We start from the raw sequence: 19,703 nt of genomic DNA on the forward strand, positions 1-19,703 counted from the left end.
GTTAGTCACTTATTAGGGATTAACTACAAATATTTTATTTAGATAGTATTAATTTTTTGTAAAGGATTAATTATGAGATTTAATGATTTAGCTAAAAAACAATATGAAGATATCGATAATTTAAGTGTATTATTAAAGAATTATGTGGATGTTTATAGACTATTAATTGCTGGAGCATCAGAACTATACGGTGTAAATTTAGCAGAGAAAAGTGAAGTTAAGAAAGCACTAGAGAGAGTTGAAAATGTAGGTGAATTAATAGATAAGTTGATAAGTACTTTAGAACGATGCGAAGGTTCTTATCTAAAGTATTGCAAGATTAAAAATGAATATATTACAGTAAGTACAGAGAAAGATAAGATATTTACTGAAATAGATAATGAATTGAATTTTCAAAACTCAGAAAGAGAAGAATAATGATGAAAACTAAACAAAAAAACTCTATCTTGAAACTTTAGGATAGAGTTTTTTATTATGAATTATAATTAAAATTTCTTTAATTTAATTTTACTTACCATTAAGTATGAACCAAGGATCATCAAAAGAACGACAAGATAAATCGATGGTGTAATATTAAAATTAAATATAATTAATGAAAAGAATGCCATAAAGCAACCTGCTATTGTTATTGGTATACCAGTAAAAGCGCCGTCAAAATCAGTAGTATTAAATCTAGCTAATCTATAGGCACCACAAATTGGAAATAGTAATAAAACTATAAATCCAAATAATCCTTTAGGGCCAAAAGATTCAAGATTAAATAATATATATACTAATATAGATGGTGCTACTCCAAATGAAACCAAATCTGCTAAAGAATCTAATTCTTTACCTAATTCACTAGAAACGTTTAAAAAACGAGCTATTCTTCCATCATATCTATCTACCAATCCTGCTAATAAAATAAATGCACCTGATATTGCATACTTTTCATTCATTACTGATAATATAGATATAATTCCACAAGATAAATTAATAAAGGTAAATACATTAGGAATACAACTTTTCCTCATAAAATCACTCCTAAAATTATAAAAAATACTTACAAAGAGTTATTATAGCACATAAATGAAAATAATATAAGGTGCAAAATTAACTTTAAGTTTTTATTAAGATTATCTAGTATCGACATTAAGTAAGTAAAATGATATAATAAACTCTATGACAAAGGTATTATATGTAAATATTTATAGGAATTTAATATATGTATTTAGAGCTAATTATAATTTTGTATTAAGAATTATTTTAAGGCTATTTTTTATGTATATAAATAATAATTTAAGAAAATTTATTGGAGGTAGGTTAATTTATGAAAAAGGTTAGATTCATATACAACCCATACTCAGGAGAAAATAGTATAATAAGCGAATTAGACAACATTATAAAACTACACCAAGAAGTAGGATTAATAGTAGTGCCATATAGAATTCAAAAAGGTAAAGATTTAGCAGAGGCATTAGATATAATAGATGAAACTTATAGCTATATTTTAATAGCTGGTGGAGATGGAACAGTGGATTCTTTAGTAAATGCTATGAAAAATAAAAACATAAATATACCTATAGGTATATTACCAGTTGGAACTGCAAATGACTTTGGAAAGTTTATTAATATGCCAAATGATATAGAAGAAGCATGTAAGCAAATATTAAGCTCAAAGCCAGTAGCTGTTGACGTTGGAAAAATAAATGAGAAGTATTTTATAAATGTAGCAAGCTCAGGACTTTTCACTGATGTATCTCAAAAAACTGATGTAAATTTAAAAAATACAATAGGGAAGTTAGCATATTATCTAAAAGGTCTTGAAGAATTACCTAACTTTAGAAAGTTAAAGATAAAATTATCATCTAAAGAATGTGATTATGACGGAGAGATGTATTTGCTTTTGGTTTTTAATGGTAAAACTGCTGGAAACTTTAACTTAGCTACAGAAGCAGAAGTTACAGACGGAAAACTCGACGTAATAATATTTAAGGCTATACAAATAATAGAGCTAATACCACTTTTTATAAAGCTTTTAAAAGGCGAGCATTTAGATTCGGATAAAGTGGTTTATTTTAAAACAGATGATTTATATATAGAATCTCCAGAAGACATTGTTACAGATATTGATGGAGAAAGAGGGCCTGATTTTCCATTGAGGGTTCAATGTATTAAGGGTGGAATTAAACTTTTAGGTATAAAATAAGATAGACAGTAATAAATATAAGTAACAGGAATATGGAATGGAGCGTAATTTGTGAATTTTGCATATTATTTATTTTTGTTACTTATAATTTTTTTGTCAATTTCACTTATAAGAAAGAATCTTGAGGTTTCACCAAAGAAAATAAAAATATATTTGGCATTAGTAATTACATTATTTTTATTAAGGCATATAGCATTATTTTTATTGTGTATACTCAAGAATAGTACAATAATATATTATTTAAAACCAATAATATTTTTGAATCATCTATCAGTGCCTCTTATAGTGCTAGCTGTAAGCTATGTTTATTTAAGATCTGAGAAGTTGAATTTTGGTGGAACATATGTTATTGCAGCAACAGTATGTATTATTTATGCTGTAATAATGCAAACTTCAAAGTTGACAGTTCAGGTAAATTATTTATATGGATTTATCTTACAGATAGATAAGGAAACTATTTTATTTTTGTTTTCGCTAATACTACTTGGTGCATTACTGATACTAAATGTAATTTTATTGGATAGACCATATGCAAATAAGAAGGGAATATGGTTTATAATTATAGCAATATTAATAGTAATGATAGAGGATATTATTATCTTAGGTGGAATTAAACTCTTCCCTTATTCGGTAATTGGCGATATGTTATTTCTTATAATCATAAATTTAGTATTAAAGGGCTTTAAAATATTGCCAAAGAACAATTATCGTTCATAGGAAATGAATTGAGTACGAATTCGCGCTTTAGAATATGTAAATAGCAGGTAATACTAAGGTAAGTTGTTATAAGTGTGCAGAGGATTTTTTTGAATAATAGTAATATGTGCTAACGGTTAATAGACAGAAAGGATACTTAGTTGCAATATCAAGCAACTAAGTATCCTTTCTTTTATATGGTTCCTTTTCTTCTATTTGAATAATTATCAGATGAATGTTTATTTGAGTGTTTTTTATTGCTATTAGTTGAATTATTCTTAGCATTACTCATAGAATTTTTTTCATTAGATATTTTACTACTAACATTTGAATTTTTATTTGAGTTATTCCTAGGACTATTGTTTGATTTATGCTTACCTTGATAGCCTAGTTTTCCAGGAGCAAAGCCTATTAAACAGTTTTTACTATTACCAATTAGGTCTTCTCTGTGAGCTTTAAGTAGAGCTTTCTTTACTTTTTGATAATTTTTAGGAACAGCAAACTGTATTAAAGCTCTTTGCATTTCTTTCTCTTCGGGTGTTTTGGGAATATAAACTTTTTCTCCGGTAATTGGGTTGAATCCAGTATAATACATTGTTGTTGATAAGCTTCCTGGTGTTGGGTAAAAATCTTGCACTTGTTCAGGTGTATATCCCATCTCTTTAATGTATAATGCTAAATCTATTGCTGCATTTATATCAGAACCTGGATGAGATGACATTAAATAAGGCACTAAAAATTGCTTTTTATCTATTTGCTTATTAATTTGAAAATACTTATTAACAAATCTATCATAGACTTCTCTTGTTGGTTTACCCATCTGATTCAATACTTTTGGAACTACATGTTCTGGAGCAACCTTTAACTGACCACTAATATGATGCTCGCATAATTCTTTAAAAAATGCATCATTTTTATCATGTATTAAATAATCATATCTTAGACCAGAACGTATAAATACCTTTTTTATTCCAGGCAGTTTTCTAACTTTCTTTAATAGAGAAAGATACTCAGTATGATCTATTATCAAGTTTTTACATGGGCTAGGGAACATACATTGTTTATTTTTGCAAGTACCGTGTTCTATTTGTTTCTTACAAGCTCTATGTCTAAAATTTGCAGTAGGACCTCCAATATCATGAATATATCCTTTGAAGTCAGGTAAAGTCGTTAAAAGCTTTGCTTCGTCAATTATTGACTCTTGCCCTCTATTCTGAATTACTCTTCCTTGATGAAATGTTAGCGCACAAAATGAACATGAGCCGAAACAGCCTCTATGGCTTGTTATAGAAAATTTAACTTCTTGTATTGCAGGTATGCCGCCCTTTTCTTCATATATAGGGTGATAGGTTCTTGTGTAAGGTAAATCATATGTCATATCCATTTCTTCTTGAGTTAAGTTTTCTTGAGGTGGATTCTGAACTAAATATCTATCACCGTATTGTTGAATTATAGTTCTACCGTTTATAGAATCTTGTTCGTAGTATTCTAATTTATAAGCTTCACCATAAGCTTCCTTATCCGTAGATACTTCGTCAAATGAAGGGACTATAACTGCATTTTTAATATTAGATATATCTTTAGTCAAATAACAAGTCCCACGAACACTTGTTATATTTTTAATATTTGCTCCATATCTTAATAACTCTGCAATTTGAACAACGGTTTTTTCGCCCATGCCGTACATCAATAAATCAGCTTTAGAATCTACAAGGATACTTCTTCTAACTTTATTATCCCAGTAGTCATAGTGAGCAAAGCGTCTAAGACTTGCCTCTATTCCTCCGATTGCAATAGCTGCATCTTTATAAGCTTCGCGTATTCTATTGCAGTAAACAATTATTGATCTATCTGGTCTGTGGCCAGCCTCTCCTCCAGGAGAATATAAGTCTTCACGTCTTGTTTTCTTTGCGGCTGTATAGTGATTAACCATAGAATCTATATTCCCTGAATTAACTAGGAAACCATATTTAGGCCTACCTAATTTTTTGAAATCCTCAGAACTATGCCAATTAGGTTGAGCTATAATACCAACATTAAAACCTTGTGCTTCAAGAGTTCTGCCTATAATAGCAGTACCAAAAGAAGGGTGATCTACATAAGCATCGCCAGAAACAATAATAAAATCTAATTGGTCAATTTTTCTTTTTTTTAAGTCTTCTTTACTAATAGGTAAGAATTCTTTACAAAGCTTCATATAATATTAACTCCAATTCTTAATTTATTTTACTTAAAGCATATTTATATTAAAATTACGTATATTAAAGATCGCTATATTGGGATATTATACTAACGTAATAAATAATTAAAAAGTCAAATGAATAAGCTTTTAAAGCTTATTCTTAAAGTATATTAACATAACAATAATTAGTTTACAAACAATATCAATAGGCAAGTGTAGTGTAAATTCAATGCAACTCATAAAGAAATATTTATAATTTACAAATTGAGGATTAATTAAAGAAATTTTTATGTGTTTAAAAGATAAATCAAAACAAAAAATTATTGCCTTTTTACTTCTATGTAATATAATAATTAGAGATAGTAGTAAATTATAACTAAGTGAAGATATACAGGGCGGTGTAAAAGATGGAGGAAGGACCTCAGAATATAAACTATAATATGGCAAAAACTAAATATATTCAGAAGGAAAATCTTTTATCTTGCCTTAAAAGATATAAGTAGATGCAATTTAGTTACAATACTAATTTTACTTAAGGATTTTCTTTCTGCAGAAGTAGGGGGGAAATAATTAAGATGGAATTATCTATATTTCTATATACTAACATTCTAGATAAAAAAGTTTATGACGAGTTTGGTGATGTTTTAGGAACTCTAAGAGACATTTATGTGACTACTGAGGATGGATATCCTAGAATAATTGGGTATAAGCTTAAAAAGGACGGAGTAGCCTTTCATTATGAGTTTAGATATATAGAATTTTTAAATAGGGATGGTAAAATTAAGATCACAACAAGAGGAAGTAAAGAAATATTACCGATGAGGTATAGTTATCTTCTTTCAGAAAATCTATTAGATAAAAAGATAGTTGATATAAATGGAAAACAAGTTGTAAGGGTTAATGATTTGAGAATCGCAAAAATTGCAGGAGAATACAGAGTTATTGGAGTTGAAACAGGAAAATTAGCGAGATACAGAAGACTAAAAATAGCTGGTATTATGAAATTCATATACGGGATCATGAGAAAGAAGTTAGAAGATAAAGTTTTAAGATGGGATGATGTTGAATCCTTGGAAATGGTTGAAAATAATTTGAAATTATCCATACCATATAAAAAATTGTCAACTCTACATCCAGCGGACCTTGCAGATATATTAGAAAATCTAGATACAAACTCAAGAAAACAAGTGTTGGAATCGCTGGATGAGGATTTAGCAGCCGATACATTAGAGGAAATAGATTCAGAATATAAGGGGACAATAATTAAGGAATTATCTGACAGCAAAACTGTAGAAGTGCTAGAAAATATGCCTAATGATGAGATAGCTGATTTGCTAGATGATTTAGATGAAGAGGAAAGAGAAAAAATATTAGTAAATTTAGAAAAAGAAGATGCAGATGAAGTTAAGGAATTGTTGCAATATGAGGATGAAACTGTTGGTAGTATAATGAGTAAAGAATTTATATCTGTTAATCTAGATATTACAGTTGGAGATACTATTGAGATATTGAAAGAAACAAAACCAGATGAAGAAGTTATTTATTATATTTATATAACGGATGAAGAAGAACGTGTTCAAGGTGTGGTATCTTTAAGAGATTTAATAGTTAGTGATAGTGAGTTGAAGATAAGAGAAATAATGGACTATTCTGTATCACGTGTAAGGCATGATGATGAAATTAGCGAAGCTATAGAGGTTGCCTCAAAATATGATTTGAATTCAGTGCCAGTAGTAGATGAATACGAAAAATTAATTGGAATAGTAATTATTCATGATTTAATAGATGAATTTTTGTATCCACTCTGGAAGAAGAAAAATTAGAACATAAATCATTTAAATTTTTAATAAAAAGAATATTTTAGTTTTAGTATTTACCTATCAGGAATACTTGTTTTTATATATTTAAGAAAGTCAACACTTTTTAATTAAAACTTTAAAAAGTATTGACTTTTTTTTTAGAAAGAATATAATTATAATATAAAACCTATCAAAACACTAAGAATTAAAAACTATGAAAAAGAAAAGTAGCATAAAGGAAGTTTACAGAGAGAAAAGGATGCTGAGAACTTTTTATCTAGAATTTATGTGAAGTGCTCTTTGGAGTTGAAATTTGAAATTAAATATATTAAAAAATGGAGCGATAGTATATCCATTGATTTTTTGATATATTTTTTAGTATGATTTTCCGGGATCACCCGTTATAGTGATATGATATCTTAAGTATCAAAATTGAGAGGGATTAGTTATTTAATCCAATTAGAGTGGAACCGCGAAATTTACTTCGTCTCTATAATTTTTTATGGAGGATGAAGTTTTTTTATTATATTTAATATAAAAAGAATGTAAAAAGATATACTAAAATTAGTAGAAGTTTGAGGAGGAGAATAATAATATGGTTTATAATGGAGGATTAGAGTTAATAGGAAATACACCTATTTTAAAAATTAATAATTTAATTAAGGACGAAAATAGTGCAGATATATACGTAAAACTTGAAAAATTTAATCCGGGTGGAAGTGTTAAAGACAGAGCAGCGTTAGGAATGATCGAAAGAGCTGAGAAAGAAGGAGTATTAAAGCCAGGGGCAACAATAGTAGAGCCTACAAGCGGAAATACAGGAATAGCACTCGCACTTATAGGAAAATTGAAAGGTTATAGTGTAACAATAGTAATGCCAGAAACAATGAGTAAGGAAAGAAGAGATCTTATAAAAGCATACGGCGCAAATCTGATATTGACTGAAGGATCTAAGGGGATGAAGGGAGCTATAGAAAAGGCTCTAGAAATAGGAAGTGGAGAAGGATTTTTTATCCCTCAACAATTTGAAAATATAGCTAATCCAGAAAAGCACTATGAAACAACAGCAGAAGAAATATATAAAGACATTCCAGATTTAGATGCCTTTGTTGCAGGAGTTGGAAGTGGTGGAACTGTGATAGGAGTATCTAAAAATTTAAAAAAGAAGAATTCGGATATTAAAGCATTTGCAGTTGAACCAGCAAATTCACCAGTTTTAAGTGGTGGAAATCCAGGTGGTCATAAAATTCAAGGTATAGGGGCAGGATTTGTTCCAGGAGTTTATGATAAGGAATATGTAGATGAAATACTACAAGTAAGAGATGAAGATGCATTTAAAACAGCAAAAGCATTTGCTGAAAATGAAGGCGTATTGATTGGAATATCTTCAGGTGCAGCTGTATATGCAGCAATACAGGTTGCAAAAAGACTTGGAAAAGGTAAAAAGGTATTGGCTATTGCTCCAGATGGGGGAGAAAAGTATATATCTATGGGATTATATGATTAATTAATTTAACTATAAAAGTTTTATTAATCATCAGCAATTAACAGTGAAACAATTGATTTAACTTAAGATACTAATGAAGTTCTATTAATAATTGTATATGTGAAAAGCTCTACTGAAAACTATAGAAAGGAGAATAGGCTGTGTTTAAAAAATTAAATTACGATCTAGAAAGAGTTTTAAACGAAGATCCAGCAGCTAAAAGTAAACTGGAAGTATTATTATTGTACCCATGTATTCATGCACTAATATCATATAGAATCGCACATGCCCTATATTTAAAGAAATGGTTTTTCTTGGCGAGATTAATTTCCCAATTATCTAGGTTTTTTACAGGTATAGAAATTCATCCGGGAGCTAAGATAGGAAAAGGGTTGTTTATAGATCATGGAATGGGAGTAGTTATTGGTGAGACTGCAGAAGTTGGCGATAATGTTACGCTTTATCATGGTGTAACTCTAGGTGGTACAGGTAAGGACGTAGGGAAAAGGCATCCAACTATTGAGGATGATGTTTTAATAGGTACAGGTGCAAAGGTGCTTGGACCTATAACTGTAGGAAAGGGTGCTAAGATAGGAGCTAATGCTGTAGTTGTAAAGAATGTACCAGCAAGTGCAACAGCAATAGGAGTTCAGGCTAAAAATATTGTTAGAAATAGTGCAAGTGCAGCAATAATTGAAATTAGTGATTTAAAAGGACGCAAAAAGAAAATATTTAACGATATGGTTATTTAATGCTTTATAGTATTGGAATATATGAAGTACAATTAATATAAACTCGTATCTTGTATAGTTCAGTAGCATTTATTTATAGGAATTTTACTAAGTTAAGAGGTTTTACTAAATATTAAAATAGAGCATTTTTTATTAATTATTTTATTAAGAAATGTATCATAATCTGAAAATTAATAGATGCATTAATTAAACTTTAGACCAAGAAAGTTTAGTTAATGCATTTTTTATATTAAAATTCTGATAAAGTTAAATAAGTTATATTAATTTATCTTGGTCATAATTAAAATGCTTTTTGCAAATAAGTTATAATAATAAAAGAAGATATTAGTATAATTGGTGTTAAATCTTACAATAACCTTAATATTTTTGGTAATTGCATAGACATATGAAAGCATATATAATGTATATAAATAATAATCAATAATATATTATGCATGTAATACTTGTATAGAATTGAATAATTGTAATAAAATGTAATTAGTAGTATAATATAAAATGTGATTATTAAGAAAGGTTGGAGAAAAATGTTATCACCAGTTGCAATAAAATTAATAAGAATGATGCCAGAAGGAATAATTATAAAAATAGCAAAAAAAATAGTAGATAATTATATAAGAAAATATGCTAATATAACTGTTAATGGAGCAGATAATATAGATAAAGTAAAAAAACCAAGAATATTTGTATGTAATCACTTGAGTAATTCGGATGGATTAGTTTTATCAAAAATGCTAAAAGAGAAAAGTGATCCTCATTTTGTAATGGGAATAAAATTGTCAGAAGATCCAATAACGAAATTAGGAACTCAGATAGTGAAGAACATACCAATAAAGCCTAATTCTGCTGATAAGGAAGCTATTACAAGAGTTGTTAAAACTCTTAAAGAGGGAAATGATATTTTAATATTTCCTGAAGGTACTAGGAGTAGGACAGGTGCTATGATAGAAGGTAAAAAGGGAATTCTGTTATTTGCAAGGATGGCGAAAGCAGAAATAATTCCAATTGGTATGTCTGGAACAGATAAGTTATTACCTATAAGTAAAAGTGGTGATATGGGAGCAGAGAAATGGCAACATGCTGATGTTACTATAAATATAGGTGAAAAAATTGTATTTCCTGCTAAAGAAAAGGATGAAGACAAACATGAATATGATAATAAATGTATGGATATCCTAATGAGGAGTATAGCTAGTCTTTTACCTGAAAGTTATAGAGGAATTTATAAGTAAGGAGATTACAAAAGATATGAAAGCAAGGACAAAAAAAATTGTAGATATATTAAAAGAGACATATCCAGATGCAAAATGTGAATTGAATTATGAAACACCACTACAATTGCTTATAGCTACAATATTGTCTGCTCAAACAACAGATAAAAAAGTAAATGAGGTAACAAAAGATTTATTTAAGGATTATCCAGATTTAGATTCACTTTTAACATTAACGAATGAGGAACTTGAAAAACGGATAAAACAAATAGGTTTATATAGAAATAAATCTAAAAATTTAATACTTATGTTCAATCAACTTAAGGAAAAATTTAACGGAGAAGTCCCAAAGACAATGGAAGAAATAACTTCACTTGCTGGAGCGGGAAGAAAAACTGCTAATGTTGTTTTATCAAATGCCTTTAATGTACCATCTATTGCTGTAGATACACATGTTTTTAGAGTATCGAATAGATTAAAACTTGCAGATTCGGAAAATGTTTTAGAAGTTGAAAAACAATTACAAAAAGAACTACCAAAGAAAGAGTGGACTCTTATGCATCATCTACTTATATTTCATGGAAGAAGATGTTGTAGTGCTAGAAATCCTAAGTGTGGGGAATGTCCAATAAGGGATTTATGTAGTTATGATAATAAAACTAACAGATAAAAGAATAGTTATAAAATTTTCACGAACCACAATTAAGACAATTTATAGTCAAAGTGGTTCTTTTAATTGTGCTGTTAATTTAATAAAATAAAGATAAGTTAGAATGAATAAATTTAATTAACGGGAAATATTAATAAGTATTTTGGAGGTAATCTATGAAAATTGGAGTTATAATGGGTGGTATATCATCAGAAAGAGAGATATCATTGCAAAGTGGAAAATCTATAATTGAAAATATAAACAAGGAAAAGTATGAAGTGTTACCAATTGTAATAGATAAAAAAGAAGATATAATAAATAAATCTAAAGGGATAGATTTCGCACTTTTAGCTTTACATGGCCAATTTGGGGAGGATGGAACAGTTCAATCAGTGCTTCAAACACTAGGTATACCATATTCAGGGTGTGGACCTTTAAGTAGTGTTATGTGCATGGATAAAGACGTATCAAAATCCGTTTTAGAGGCAAATGGGATTAGAACTGCTTCTTGGATTAATTTAAGAAAAGGTGATAATATAGATTTCAATAAAATAAATGAATTAGGATATCCAGTTGTAGTAAAACCTACTCATGGTGGATCAAGTGTTGCAACATTTATAGTTAAAGAAGATAAGGAAATTGAAAACTGTGTTTCAGAAGCTTTTAAATGGGATAGTGAAGTTATGATAGAAAAATTTATAAAAGGTGATGAAATAACTTGTCCTGTATATAATAATAAAATGCTTCCAGTAATTGCAATTAAGCCTAAGGCTGAATTCTTTGACTTTACATCTAAATATCAAGATGGAGGGGCAGAAGAAATAGTGGTTGAGCTAGAAGCAGAGTTACACAAGGAAGTAGAAAAGATGGCGTTAGAAACTTATAAGGCACTTAAATGCGAAGTGTATTCTAGAGTTGATATGATAGTTACAGAGGAAGGTGTACCATACATTTTAGAAATAAATACTCTTCCAGGAATGACTAAAAATAGCCTAATTCCTAAAAGTGCAGCAGCTTTGAATATAGGATTTTCAGAACTAATAGATATGATCATACAGGATTCATTGAAAATAAGCAGATAGTATATGAAGTATAAAACTTTTTGAATATTTATAACATTAAAATTGAAAAACTACTTGTTTAAGAATACCTTAGACAAGTAGTTTTTATCATAATTTCTATTGAAAACAATCTGCAAATCTTCCTGTAAAACCTTTTAGAAAATATAACTTATATTAAGACAACTTAGTTATTGTTTTTTTTTGCAATCTTTACATACGCCCTTCATAACCAAGTCATGATCTGTTAAAGTGAAGCCAGTCGCATTTTGAACTAATTCCTGAATTTGAAGCATAGGGCAAGGAATTTCAACTTCTTTGTGACATATATCACATTCCAAATGATGCCTATGAGTTTTTCCTTTTAGCTTATATGAAAAGACTCCATCATTTAGAGTTATTTTTTCAATAATTTCTTTTTCTTCAAATAATTCTAAAGTTCTATAAACCGTGCTCAAATTTATATTTATATTATTGCTTTTATAAATCTGATATATTTTTTCAGCTGACAAACTGTTTTCAGAATTTTTTAATATACTTAGGATTTCTGTTCTTCCTTTAGTTATTTTAATTCCTTTATTTTTAAGAATTTCCTTTGGTTCCATTTTCATATCCCCTAACAGCTAAATATTAAATATATTATATCACATATATTTAATATCTTAAAAAAATATCATCTTAAAACCAAAAAATATAAGAGCTATCCCGCCAAAAAAGTTAGCATACGTTGTAACAAATTTTATTTTTTTAATATATCTACACATAAAAAATCCTACTGTACATGTAAATAAAGTGATTAATCCAATCAAAATTGAATCAACACAAAGTAGTAGATTGTATGAAATCTCATGAAATGCAGTGAATCCTATAACTAATGCATCTATACTAACGGATATTCCAAGTATTAAACAAGTAGTATTCTTTATTAAAATTTCAGTTTCTTTTTCCTTAAAGCCATCTATTATTATAAGAATTCCTACGATTGCCATAATTATTCCACCAGCAATGGAAGGTATACATGTAATATAAGTATCAAATAAATATCCTAAACTTCCACCTACATATGTAAATAAAAACTGAAAGAATGCAAATGATAATAAAAACTTTATTTTATGGATTCTATTAATTCTAGGATTTAGACCGATTCCTAATGTTACGCCAAAAGCATCCATGGCCAGTGCAATTCCTATTATTATAATGTCGTACAAATTCATTTTCTCTTCCTCCTTTAAAATTAGACTTACTCTATAATAATTAAAGTTTTTTTAATATATGCAAAAATTTTAAAAAAAGTCTTTATTAAATCTTTTTTTTGTTGTATATTAATAAATAGTGTATTACTATTGGCTAAATAGTATAGCATATTTAACCAAATTAGTATAGCAAACAAGGAGGAAATTTCATGTCAAATTGTATAATAGCTCAATCTGGGGGGCCAACAGCAGTAATTAATTCAAGTGTAGTAGGACTTTTAAATGCTAATAAAGAACTAAAAACTTTTGAAAAAGTTTATGGAGGCCTAAATGGTATTGAGGGTATATTAAATAGAAATATAATTGATTTGTCATCAGTTTCAGAAAATGAAATAGATAATTTTAGATTTACTCCATCTTCAGGACTTGGATCTTGTAGGTATAAATTAAAAGATTTAGATTCTTGTAGTGAAGAATATGAAAGTTTAATAGAAATACTTAGAGAATATGATATAACGTCATTCTTTTATGTTGGTGGGAATGATTCTATGGATACCATAGCAAAGCTTTCACGATATGCAAAACAAAATGATATTGGAATAAGTTTTATAGGTATACCTAAAACTATTGATAATGATTTAAAATTCACTGATCATACTCCTGGCTTTGGCAGCGCAGCAAAATTCATTGGAACAACAGCGCTTGAGACATATTTAGATGCATCAGTTTACATAAACAACGGTATATTTATTTTAGAAACAATGGGAAGGGATACAGGATGGCTTGCAGCTTCTGCATGTATTGCAAAGCTTGATGGAAAACCAATTGCAGATTTTATATATCTTCCTGAAGCAGCTTTTGATAAAATTAAATTTTTAAATGATGTTAGGCAGAGATTTGAAGAACAAAATAAAGTGTATATAATTGTATCAGAAGGAATAAGAGATAAAGATGGAAGATTCATTTCTGAATTTGATTGTGTTTCTCAAGATAAATTTGGACACGTTCAATTAGGAGGTGTATCTGAATACTTAAGAAGGATAATTCTTGATGCTGGATTTACAACAAGAGTAAAAGCACTACAACTTGGGGTTCTTCAACGTTGTGCAATGCATTGTGCTTCAGACACTGATTTAACAGAAGCGTATAATGCTGGAAAGATGGCTTTACAATATGCTTCACAAGGAGAATCAGGGAAAATGGTTAGCATTAACAGGTTATCTAATGAGCCTTATGAAGTGAATTACCCATTAGTTAATGCAGAAGATGTAGCAAATAATGTTAAGTATTTCCCTATAGAATGGATTAATAAAGAAGGTAATTTTTTAACACCTGAAGCGTGCTCATATTTTGAGCCATTAATCAAAGATTCTCCTAATTTAGCTTTTGAGAGAAATCTTCCAAAATATAAGGTATTTAATCAATAGATAATAAGTATAAAATCATAAGCTTAGATGTTTTAATATTTAACTAAAAGAAGGATGTATATATGAAGAATTTCATTTATACATCCTATAAATTAATAGAATTTTCAATAGTATAATAAATTTTATTATACTATTTATTTTTAGCTCTAAATCAAGAAAATTTGTTATTTTATTTTTCGTAAAGAGATATCTTCTAATACATTTAAAAAGGTATCAACTTCTTCAATTGAATTATATAATGCAAAACTTACTCGTATCATTCCTAACATTTTTTTATCTGGATTATCAAGGAATTCTTTAGCTTCATCTTCACTTACGTTCATGAGCCTTCTACAATATGGATGGGAACAAAACCAACCATGTCGTACAGAAATTCCTTTCTTTTTAGCCAAGATATCAGCTACATCATGATGATACATATCCTCTATATTAAAGGTAGCAATTCCAAGTCTATCACTGATGTTTTCAGTATCTCCATAGTTTATAATTTTAGGGATTTTCTTAAGTCCTTCTATAGTGTGCTCTAAAAGAAGTCTTTCATGTTTTTCTATATAGTCGTATCCAATGGTATTAATAACTCGTAATGAATTAACTAAGCTCATTACACCCAAAAAATTTGGTGTTCCTGCTTCATTCTTCTCTGGTGGTGTAAGAAACTTAACCTCTCTATCCATTACTAATTCAACGGTTCCACCACCTAAATAATCTGGGTCTGCATCCATGAAATCCTCTTTTAATCCTATTATGACTCCTATACCAAAGGGAGAATAAATTTTGTGCGACGAAAATACTAAGAAATCAATTTGATCATCATCTGTATCCCCGCTAATATTAACTCTTGTGTGTGGTACAAGTTGTGCACCATCTACAATCAATTTGGCACCATATTTATGAACCAGTTTTGCTATAAAATGAATATGATTTATATAACCAGTTACATTAGAAGCTCCAGTAAGAGATACATATTTTATTTTACCATTGCTTTTCTTTAGTTTCTCTTCCAACTCTTCAAGTTTAAGTCTGCCTTGTTGATCTACTTCGATATAATCAACGTTACCTCTTTTTCGCCAAGGCAAATCATTTGAATGATGCTCCATTCTAGAGGTTAATACTATTTCGTCTGGAGTTTTAGTAAGAGTTTTTGCTAGTTTGTTTATACCTTCAGTTGTATTACTAACGTATATTACAACATATTTATCTTTATCTTTTACATTGAAAAAATCCAATAAAAAATTTTTAGATTCTTTATATAAATTGGTGGTTATTTCAGCTTTTTGACCTGTTCCTCGTCCTATAGAAGCATAAGTATTGCTCAATTGTTTTATATATTCAATACTTGACTTAATAGGCGGAGTTGTAGCTGCATTATCAAAATTTATTCCATCGATACAGTTTCCATCTGAATCACACACTTTTTCATCTAATCCAACAAATAAGTCTTTAATGTTTTCCTTATTTTCTATCTTCATATGCATCTCCTCCAATATATATATTATTCCTATAATATATTTATTGTTCGCTTAAGAGGGCTGTAAAATTCATATCTTTTTCTTTTCAGTTTGTACTATATATAATTGTTATGCATATTAATTAAGAGAAGCAAATATTATTTATTTATAGGAGGTAGTTTAAAATGAACCCTGATAAGAAGTATATGTCTCAAGTCAGCTCGAGTGATAACGATATTAGATTTGTTCCACCAGCATTTATGAGTACAAATATCTACGAAAAAGCTTCGTTTGGTATTGATGATAATAATCGTAATTTAGATTTATTTCCTTCTGAAACAGGCATGCCTGAATTATGTTATTATTCCGATAATCAAAATGAAGGAATTAGTAGTGGTCTCAATTTTAATAACATAGCTAATAATGAAATACCTACTACTTTTGATGCACTAAGAGGTCTTGATTTAGATTTAAATGAAGAAGATCTTGAAAGAAATAATTCTGATAATGATGTGAATAAAATTTATGCTAGAATTGAAAGAAGACATCCAGGAATATTCGCGACTCTTTATTCATATAGGATTCCTCGTCCGATAGTTAGAGTAATTATAAAAAGGTTGATAAAACTTACATTGGCATATTGCGATAAAAATAATAACTATTAATAACCAGTTTAACATACAAAAATATCTTGAAGATTTACAGCTACTATAATGTAAAATCTTTAAGATATTTCTTTACATAGCTTTTAAAAATAGGTTTCAATATATATGAGTTACACGCTTATCATAGCTAAAATTTTTTTAAAAAGTATTGGTTTTATACTTTCGATATCTGTAGGTTCTTTCAATATTATAGTAGTAAAACATATGCTGCCAACTAATTCAAAAATCATAAATAATGTCATTTCAGCTTCTTCTTCATTCATTCCTGATTTAGTTAGGTTTTTTACAAAAATATCTAGAACTTTCTTTACATCATTATATGCTTCTGGTTTCATTATTGCCTTTCTATAAAGTCCCCATGAAATATTCTTATTAATTAGCTTCAACAGAGAAACATTATCTTTTAAATAATTTATTATATAATCAATAAAGAATAGTGTACGTTCTTTAAAATCTTTGCTTCCAAAAGCATTTGTTTTAGCTAATCCTTCTCGTATTATTTCATTACTTTTTTGAAGAATTAATTTATTTAAAATATCATATTTATCACTGAAATACAGATAAAAAGTCCCTTTTGCTACTTTTGCATTTTTAGTTATATCATCGATCGAAGTTTTTTCTATGCCATTTTTAAGAAATAAATCATATGCCGCTAAAAATAACTCTTCCTCTTTTAATTGCTTTTTATTCTGGGTAAGAGATTTGTTGTTATTCTTTAAAGTCATATTTTGCCTCCAAATTACGTGTTTAACTTATTATAAAGCAAATTAAATAATAATCCAAATTTTACGTAGAGATAATAAAAAATTATCAATTAACTCTTAATATAGTTAAATTGATATAACACCGATAAGATAGTATAATTTAGTAGAGAAAATTTAGTTAAACTATTAATCCATTATATATAGGATTTACGTTTTAATATTAAATTAAACCTTTATAGTTTAAATTCTGGATTTTCGTATGAAATACTGGAGGATAAAAGATGATTGTATTAAGTTGTAAAAATATATGTAAAAGTTATGGTATAAATACTATTTTGAAGGATGTAACATTTTCAATAAATGAAGGAGATAAGGTTGGTATAATTGGATCAAATGGAGAAGGAAAAACGACCTTATTTAAGATACTATCAAAAGAAATTGCACAAGATGATGGAGAAGTTTTTATAGATAAAAATAAATCTTTGGGTTATCTTGCTCAACATTTAGCATTAGATTCATGTAAAACGATTTATGATGAAATGCTCATTGTTTTTGAAGATCTCCAAAGGTTAGAACGGAAGATTACAGAGTTAGAAGCTAAGATGAATGAACCGTATGATGAAAATAATGCTTCATATCATGAGAAAATTATAAAAGACTATGGAACTGCCCAAGATTTGTATCAAAACAGAGGTGGATATACATATAAGGGGGAAATATCTAGAGTTCTTAAGGGATTGGGATTTACTGAAGGTGACTTTGATAAACTAATTTCAACTTTAAGTGGAGGGCAGAAAACTAGAGTCGCACTTTGTAAGCTATTACTTTTAAATCCTGATATATTATTGCTTGATGAGCCTACAAATCATTTGGATTTGGAAGCAATTGAATGGCTTGAAGAATATTTAAAAACCTATAAAGGAACTGTAATTGTAATTTCCCATGATAGATTTTTCTTGGATTCTGTAACAACAGGAACATTTCAGGTTATAAATGGTCATGTGAATTGTTATAATTCTCCATATACAAAATCTTTAGAACTTATGAAGAAAGATTATGAGGCTAAATTAAAAGCTTATAATTTACAACAGACGGAAATAAAAAGACAAGAAGCAATAATAGAAAAATTTAGGTCATTCAATAGAGAGAAAAGTATAAAAGCAGCTGAAAGTAGAGAAAAGGCACTTGATAAAATGGAAATTGTAGATGCTCCTGATAAAGAAAAAACCGCATCGAAGATTAAATTTGAGGCTTCCGTTAAAAGTGGATATGATGTGCTTCATGTGGAAAAGTTGGCTAAAAGCTATGGAGAAAAGAAATTATTCGATAATTTATCTTTTGATTTAAAAAGAGGAGAAAAGATTGCGTTAATAGGTGAAAATGGCCGGGGGAAAACCACACTTTTTAATATAATAATGGATAAAGTTAAAAGTGATTCAGGAGTTAAGGTTTTAGGAGTAAATGTTAATGTAGGATACTATGATCAGGAACAATCTAATCTTGATCCTAATAAGACAATATTAAATGAAGTATGGGATGACTTTCCAGAGTTAACTACAAGTGAACTTAGGGGATTTCTTGGATCATTTCTTTTTAGAGGCGATGATGTATTTAAAGAAATAAACAAGTTGAGCGGAGGAGAAAGATGTAGAATAAATCTCCTAAAATTAATGTTATCTAAATCAAACTTACTTCTATTAGATGAACCTACAAATCATTTGGATATTCCTTCGAGAGAGGCTCTTGAAGAAGCAATTTTAAGCTATGATGGTACATTAATTGTAATTTCCCATGATAGATATTTTTTAAATAAAGTAATTAATAGAATATTGGAATTAGAAGAGCATGGAGTCAATGAATATCTTGGGAATTATAGCTACTATACTGAAAAAAAGAAGAATCCACAGAGATTTGAAACATATGAGGGGCTAGCATCTGGAAAGACAAAAACTCAATTAAATGAAGAAAAGAAAAAGAAAAAGGCTCTAGAGAAAGAAGCTAAGGCTAAGCAAAATGAAATTAAGAATATAGAAACTAATATAACCCAAAATGAAGAAGCTCTTGAAAAGTTACAGGAGGAACTTTGTAAAGAAGAAGTTTATTCTAATCCATCTGAAAGTGAGAGAGTAAATAAGGAAATTAAGAATCTTCAAGAAACTATTGAAAAATTATATGAACAATGGGAAGAGCTTTCTAGTTAGTTTAATGTGAGATAGACTAACAAGTTATAAAGAGAAAACTGGGAGAA

At 28.7% G+C, this 19,703-nt stretch carries 18 protein-coding genes and 1 other annotated feature; of the genes, 12 read left to right on the forward strand and 6 right to left on the reverse strand.

The window, feature by feature from the left end; genetic code table 11:
• The first annotated feature begins 72 nt into the window (after nucleotides 1-72).
• Nucleotides 73-417 carry a hypothetical protein gene (locus AXY43_RS17920; protein WP_011967919.1) on the forward strand — a complete coding sequence of 115 codons (345 nt, stop codon included), beginning with the start codon at nucleotides 73-75 and terminating at the stop codon, nucleotides 415-417.
• 68 nt (nucleotides 418-485) lie between these two features.
• Here the strand turns inward: AXY43_RS17920 and pssA are convergent, their stop codons facing one another.
• The gene (gene pssA / locus AXY43_RS17925) at nucleotides 486-1,013 is read right to left on the reverse strand and encodes a CDP-diacylglycerol--serine O-phosphatidyltransferase (protein ID WP_011967920.1); all 528 of its coding nucleotides are present in this window, start codon (nucleotides 1,011-1,013) and stop codon (nucleotides 486-488) included.
• 296 nt (nucleotides 1,014-1,309) lie between these two features.
• Here pssA and AXY43_RS17930 point away from each other — a divergent pair, with 296 nt between their 5' ends.
• Both AXY43_RS17930 and AXY43_RS17935 read left to right on the forward strand, forming a co-directional pair.
• Entirely contained in the window at nucleotides 1,310-2,188 is an 879-nt protein-coding gene (locus tag AXY43_RS17930) for a YegS/Rv2252/BmrU family lipid kinase (RefSeq protein WP_011967921.1), read from the forward strand.
• A 51-nt stretch (nucleotides 2,189-2,239) separates the two neighbouring features.
• Entirely contained in the window at nucleotides 2,240-2,905 is a 666-nt protein-coding gene (locus tag AXY43_RS17935; protein ID WP_017212512.1) for a hypothetical protein, read from the forward strand.
• Nucleotides 2,906-3,077: 172 nt separating this feature from the next.
• On the opposite strand, the gene AXY43_RS17940 is transcribed toward AXY43_RS17935, so the two are convergent.
• The gene (locus AXY43_RS17940; protein WP_105411907.1) at nucleotides 3,078-5,081 is read right to left on the reverse strand and encodes a YgiQ family radical SAM protein; all 2,004 of its coding nucleotides are present in this window, start codon (nucleotides 5,079-5,081) and stop codon (nucleotides 3,078-3,080) included.
• Nucleotides 5,082-5,641: 560 nt separating this feature from the next.
• Between AXY43_RS17940 and AXY43_RS17945 the strand changes: the two genes are divergently transcribed.
• From AXY43_RS17945 to AXY43_RS17970, 6 genes are all read left to right on the forward strand, one after another.
• Nucleotides 5,642-6,889 (forward strand): magnesium transporter MgtE N-terminal domain-containing protein, encoded by a 1,248-nt coding sequence (locus AXY43_RS17945; RefSeq protein WP_023973672.1) that lies wholly within the window; start codon nucleotides 5,642-5,644, stop codon nucleotides 6,887-6,889.
• Nucleotides 6,890-7,070: 181 nt separating this feature from the next.
• Nucleotides 7,071-7,360 (forward strand) — a binding site (T-box leader).
• 100 nt (nucleotides 7,361-7,460) lie between these two features.
• Nucleotides 7,461-8,372 carry a cysteine synthase A gene (gene cysK, locus AXY43_RS17950; protein ID WP_011967925.1) on the forward strand — a complete coding sequence of 304 codons (912 nt, stop codon included), beginning with the start codon at nucleotides 7,461-7,463 and terminating at the stop codon, nucleotides 8,370-8,372.
• Between the two features lie 140 nt (nucleotides 8,373-8,512).
• A complete protein-coding gene (gene epsC, locus AXY43_RS17955) occupies nucleotides 8,513-9,103 on the forward strand; it encodes a serine O-acetyltransferase EpsC (protein WP_023973671.1) in 591 nt (196 codons plus the stop codon).
• A gap of 524 nt (nucleotides 9,104-9,627) precedes the next feature.
• Entirely contained in the window at nucleotides 9,628-10,332 is a 705-nt protein-coding gene (locus AXY43_RS17960; RefSeq protein ID WP_023973670.1) for a lysophospholipid acyltransferase family protein, read from the forward strand.
• Nucleotides 10,333-10,348: 16 nt separating this feature from the next.
• The gene (gene nth, locus AXY43_RS17965) at nucleotides 10,349-10,981 is read left to right on the forward strand and encodes an endonuclease III (RefSeq protein ID WP_023973669.1); all 633 of its coding nucleotides are present in this window, start codon (nucleotides 10,349-10,351) and stop codon (nucleotides 10,979-10,981) included.
• A 155-nt stretch (nucleotides 10,982-11,136) separates the two neighbouring features.
• On the forward strand, nucleotides 11,137-12,042 hold the full coding sequence (locus tag AXY43_RS17970) for a D-alanine--D-alanine ligase (RefSeq protein WP_105411908.1): 906 nt from the start codon (nucleotides 11,137-11,139) through the stop codon (nucleotides 12,040-12,042).
• 167 nt (nucleotides 12,043-12,209) lie between these two features.
• Here AXY43_RS17970 and AXY43_RS17975 read toward each other — a convergent pair whose 3' ends face one another.
• Nucleotides 12,210-12,623 (reverse strand): Fur family transcriptional regulator, encoded by a 414-nt coding sequence (locus tag AXY43_RS17975; RefSeq protein WP_011967930.1) that lies wholly within the window; start codon nucleotides 12,621-12,623, stop codon nucleotides 12,210-12,212.
• A 57-nt stretch (nucleotides 12,624-12,680) separates the two neighbouring features.
• A complete protein-coding gene (locus AXY43_RS17980; protein WP_011967931.1) occupies nucleotides 12,681-13,232 on the reverse strand; it encodes a manganese efflux pump MntP in 552 nt (183 codons plus the stop codon).
• A 188-nt stretch (nucleotides 13,233-13,420) separates the two neighbouring features.
• Here AXY43_RS17980 and AXY43_RS17985 point away from each other — a divergent pair, with 188 nt between their 5' ends.
• A complete protein-coding gene (locus tag AXY43_RS17985) occupies nucleotides 13,421-14,638 on the forward strand; it encodes a 6-phosphofructokinase (protein ID WP_023973666.1) in 1,218 nt (405 codons plus the stop codon).
• 164 nt (nucleotides 14,639-14,802) lie between these two features.
• On the opposite strand, the gene AXY43_RS17990 is transcribed toward AXY43_RS17985, so the two are convergent.
• Entirely contained in the window at nucleotides 14,803-16,107 is a 1,305-nt protein-coding gene (locus AXY43_RS17990; RefSeq protein WP_011967933.1) for an aminotransferase class V-fold PLP-dependent enzyme, read from the reverse strand.
• 164 nt (nucleotides 16,108-16,271) lie between these two features.
• On the opposite strand from AXY43_RS17990, the gene AXY43_RS17995 reads away from it, so the two are divergent.
• Nucleotides 16,272-16,751 (forward strand): hypothetical protein, encoded by a 480-nt coding sequence (locus AXY43_RS17995; protein ID WP_011967934.1) that lies wholly within the window; start codon nucleotides 16,272-16,274, stop codon nucleotides 16,749-16,751.
• 110 nt (nucleotides 16,752-16,861) lie between these two features.
• Here the strand turns inward: AXY43_RS17995 and AXY43_RS18000 are convergent, their stop codons facing one another.
• Nucleotides 16,862-17,476 (reverse strand): TetR/AcrR family transcriptional regulator, encoded by a 615-nt coding sequence (locus AXY43_RS18000; protein WP_017212506.1) that lies wholly within the window; start codon nucleotides 17,474-17,476, stop codon nucleotides 16,862-16,864.
• Between the two features lie 260 nt (nucleotides 17,477-17,736).
• Between AXY43_RS18000 and abc-f the strand changes: the two genes are divergently transcribed.
• A complete protein-coding gene (abc-f, locus tag AXY43_RS18005; RefSeq protein ID WP_105411909.1) occupies nucleotides 17,737-19,656 on the forward strand; it encodes a ribosomal protection-like ABC-F family protein in 1,920 nt (639 codons plus the stop codon).
• The last annotated feature ends 47 nt before the right edge of the window (nucleotides 19,657-19,703 follow it).

The sequence above is a fragment of the Clostridium sp. MF28 genome (assembly GCF_002969175.1).
Taxonomy (GTDB): Bacteria; Bacillota; Clostridia; order Clostridiales; family Clostridiaceae; genus Clostridium; species Clostridium beijerinckii.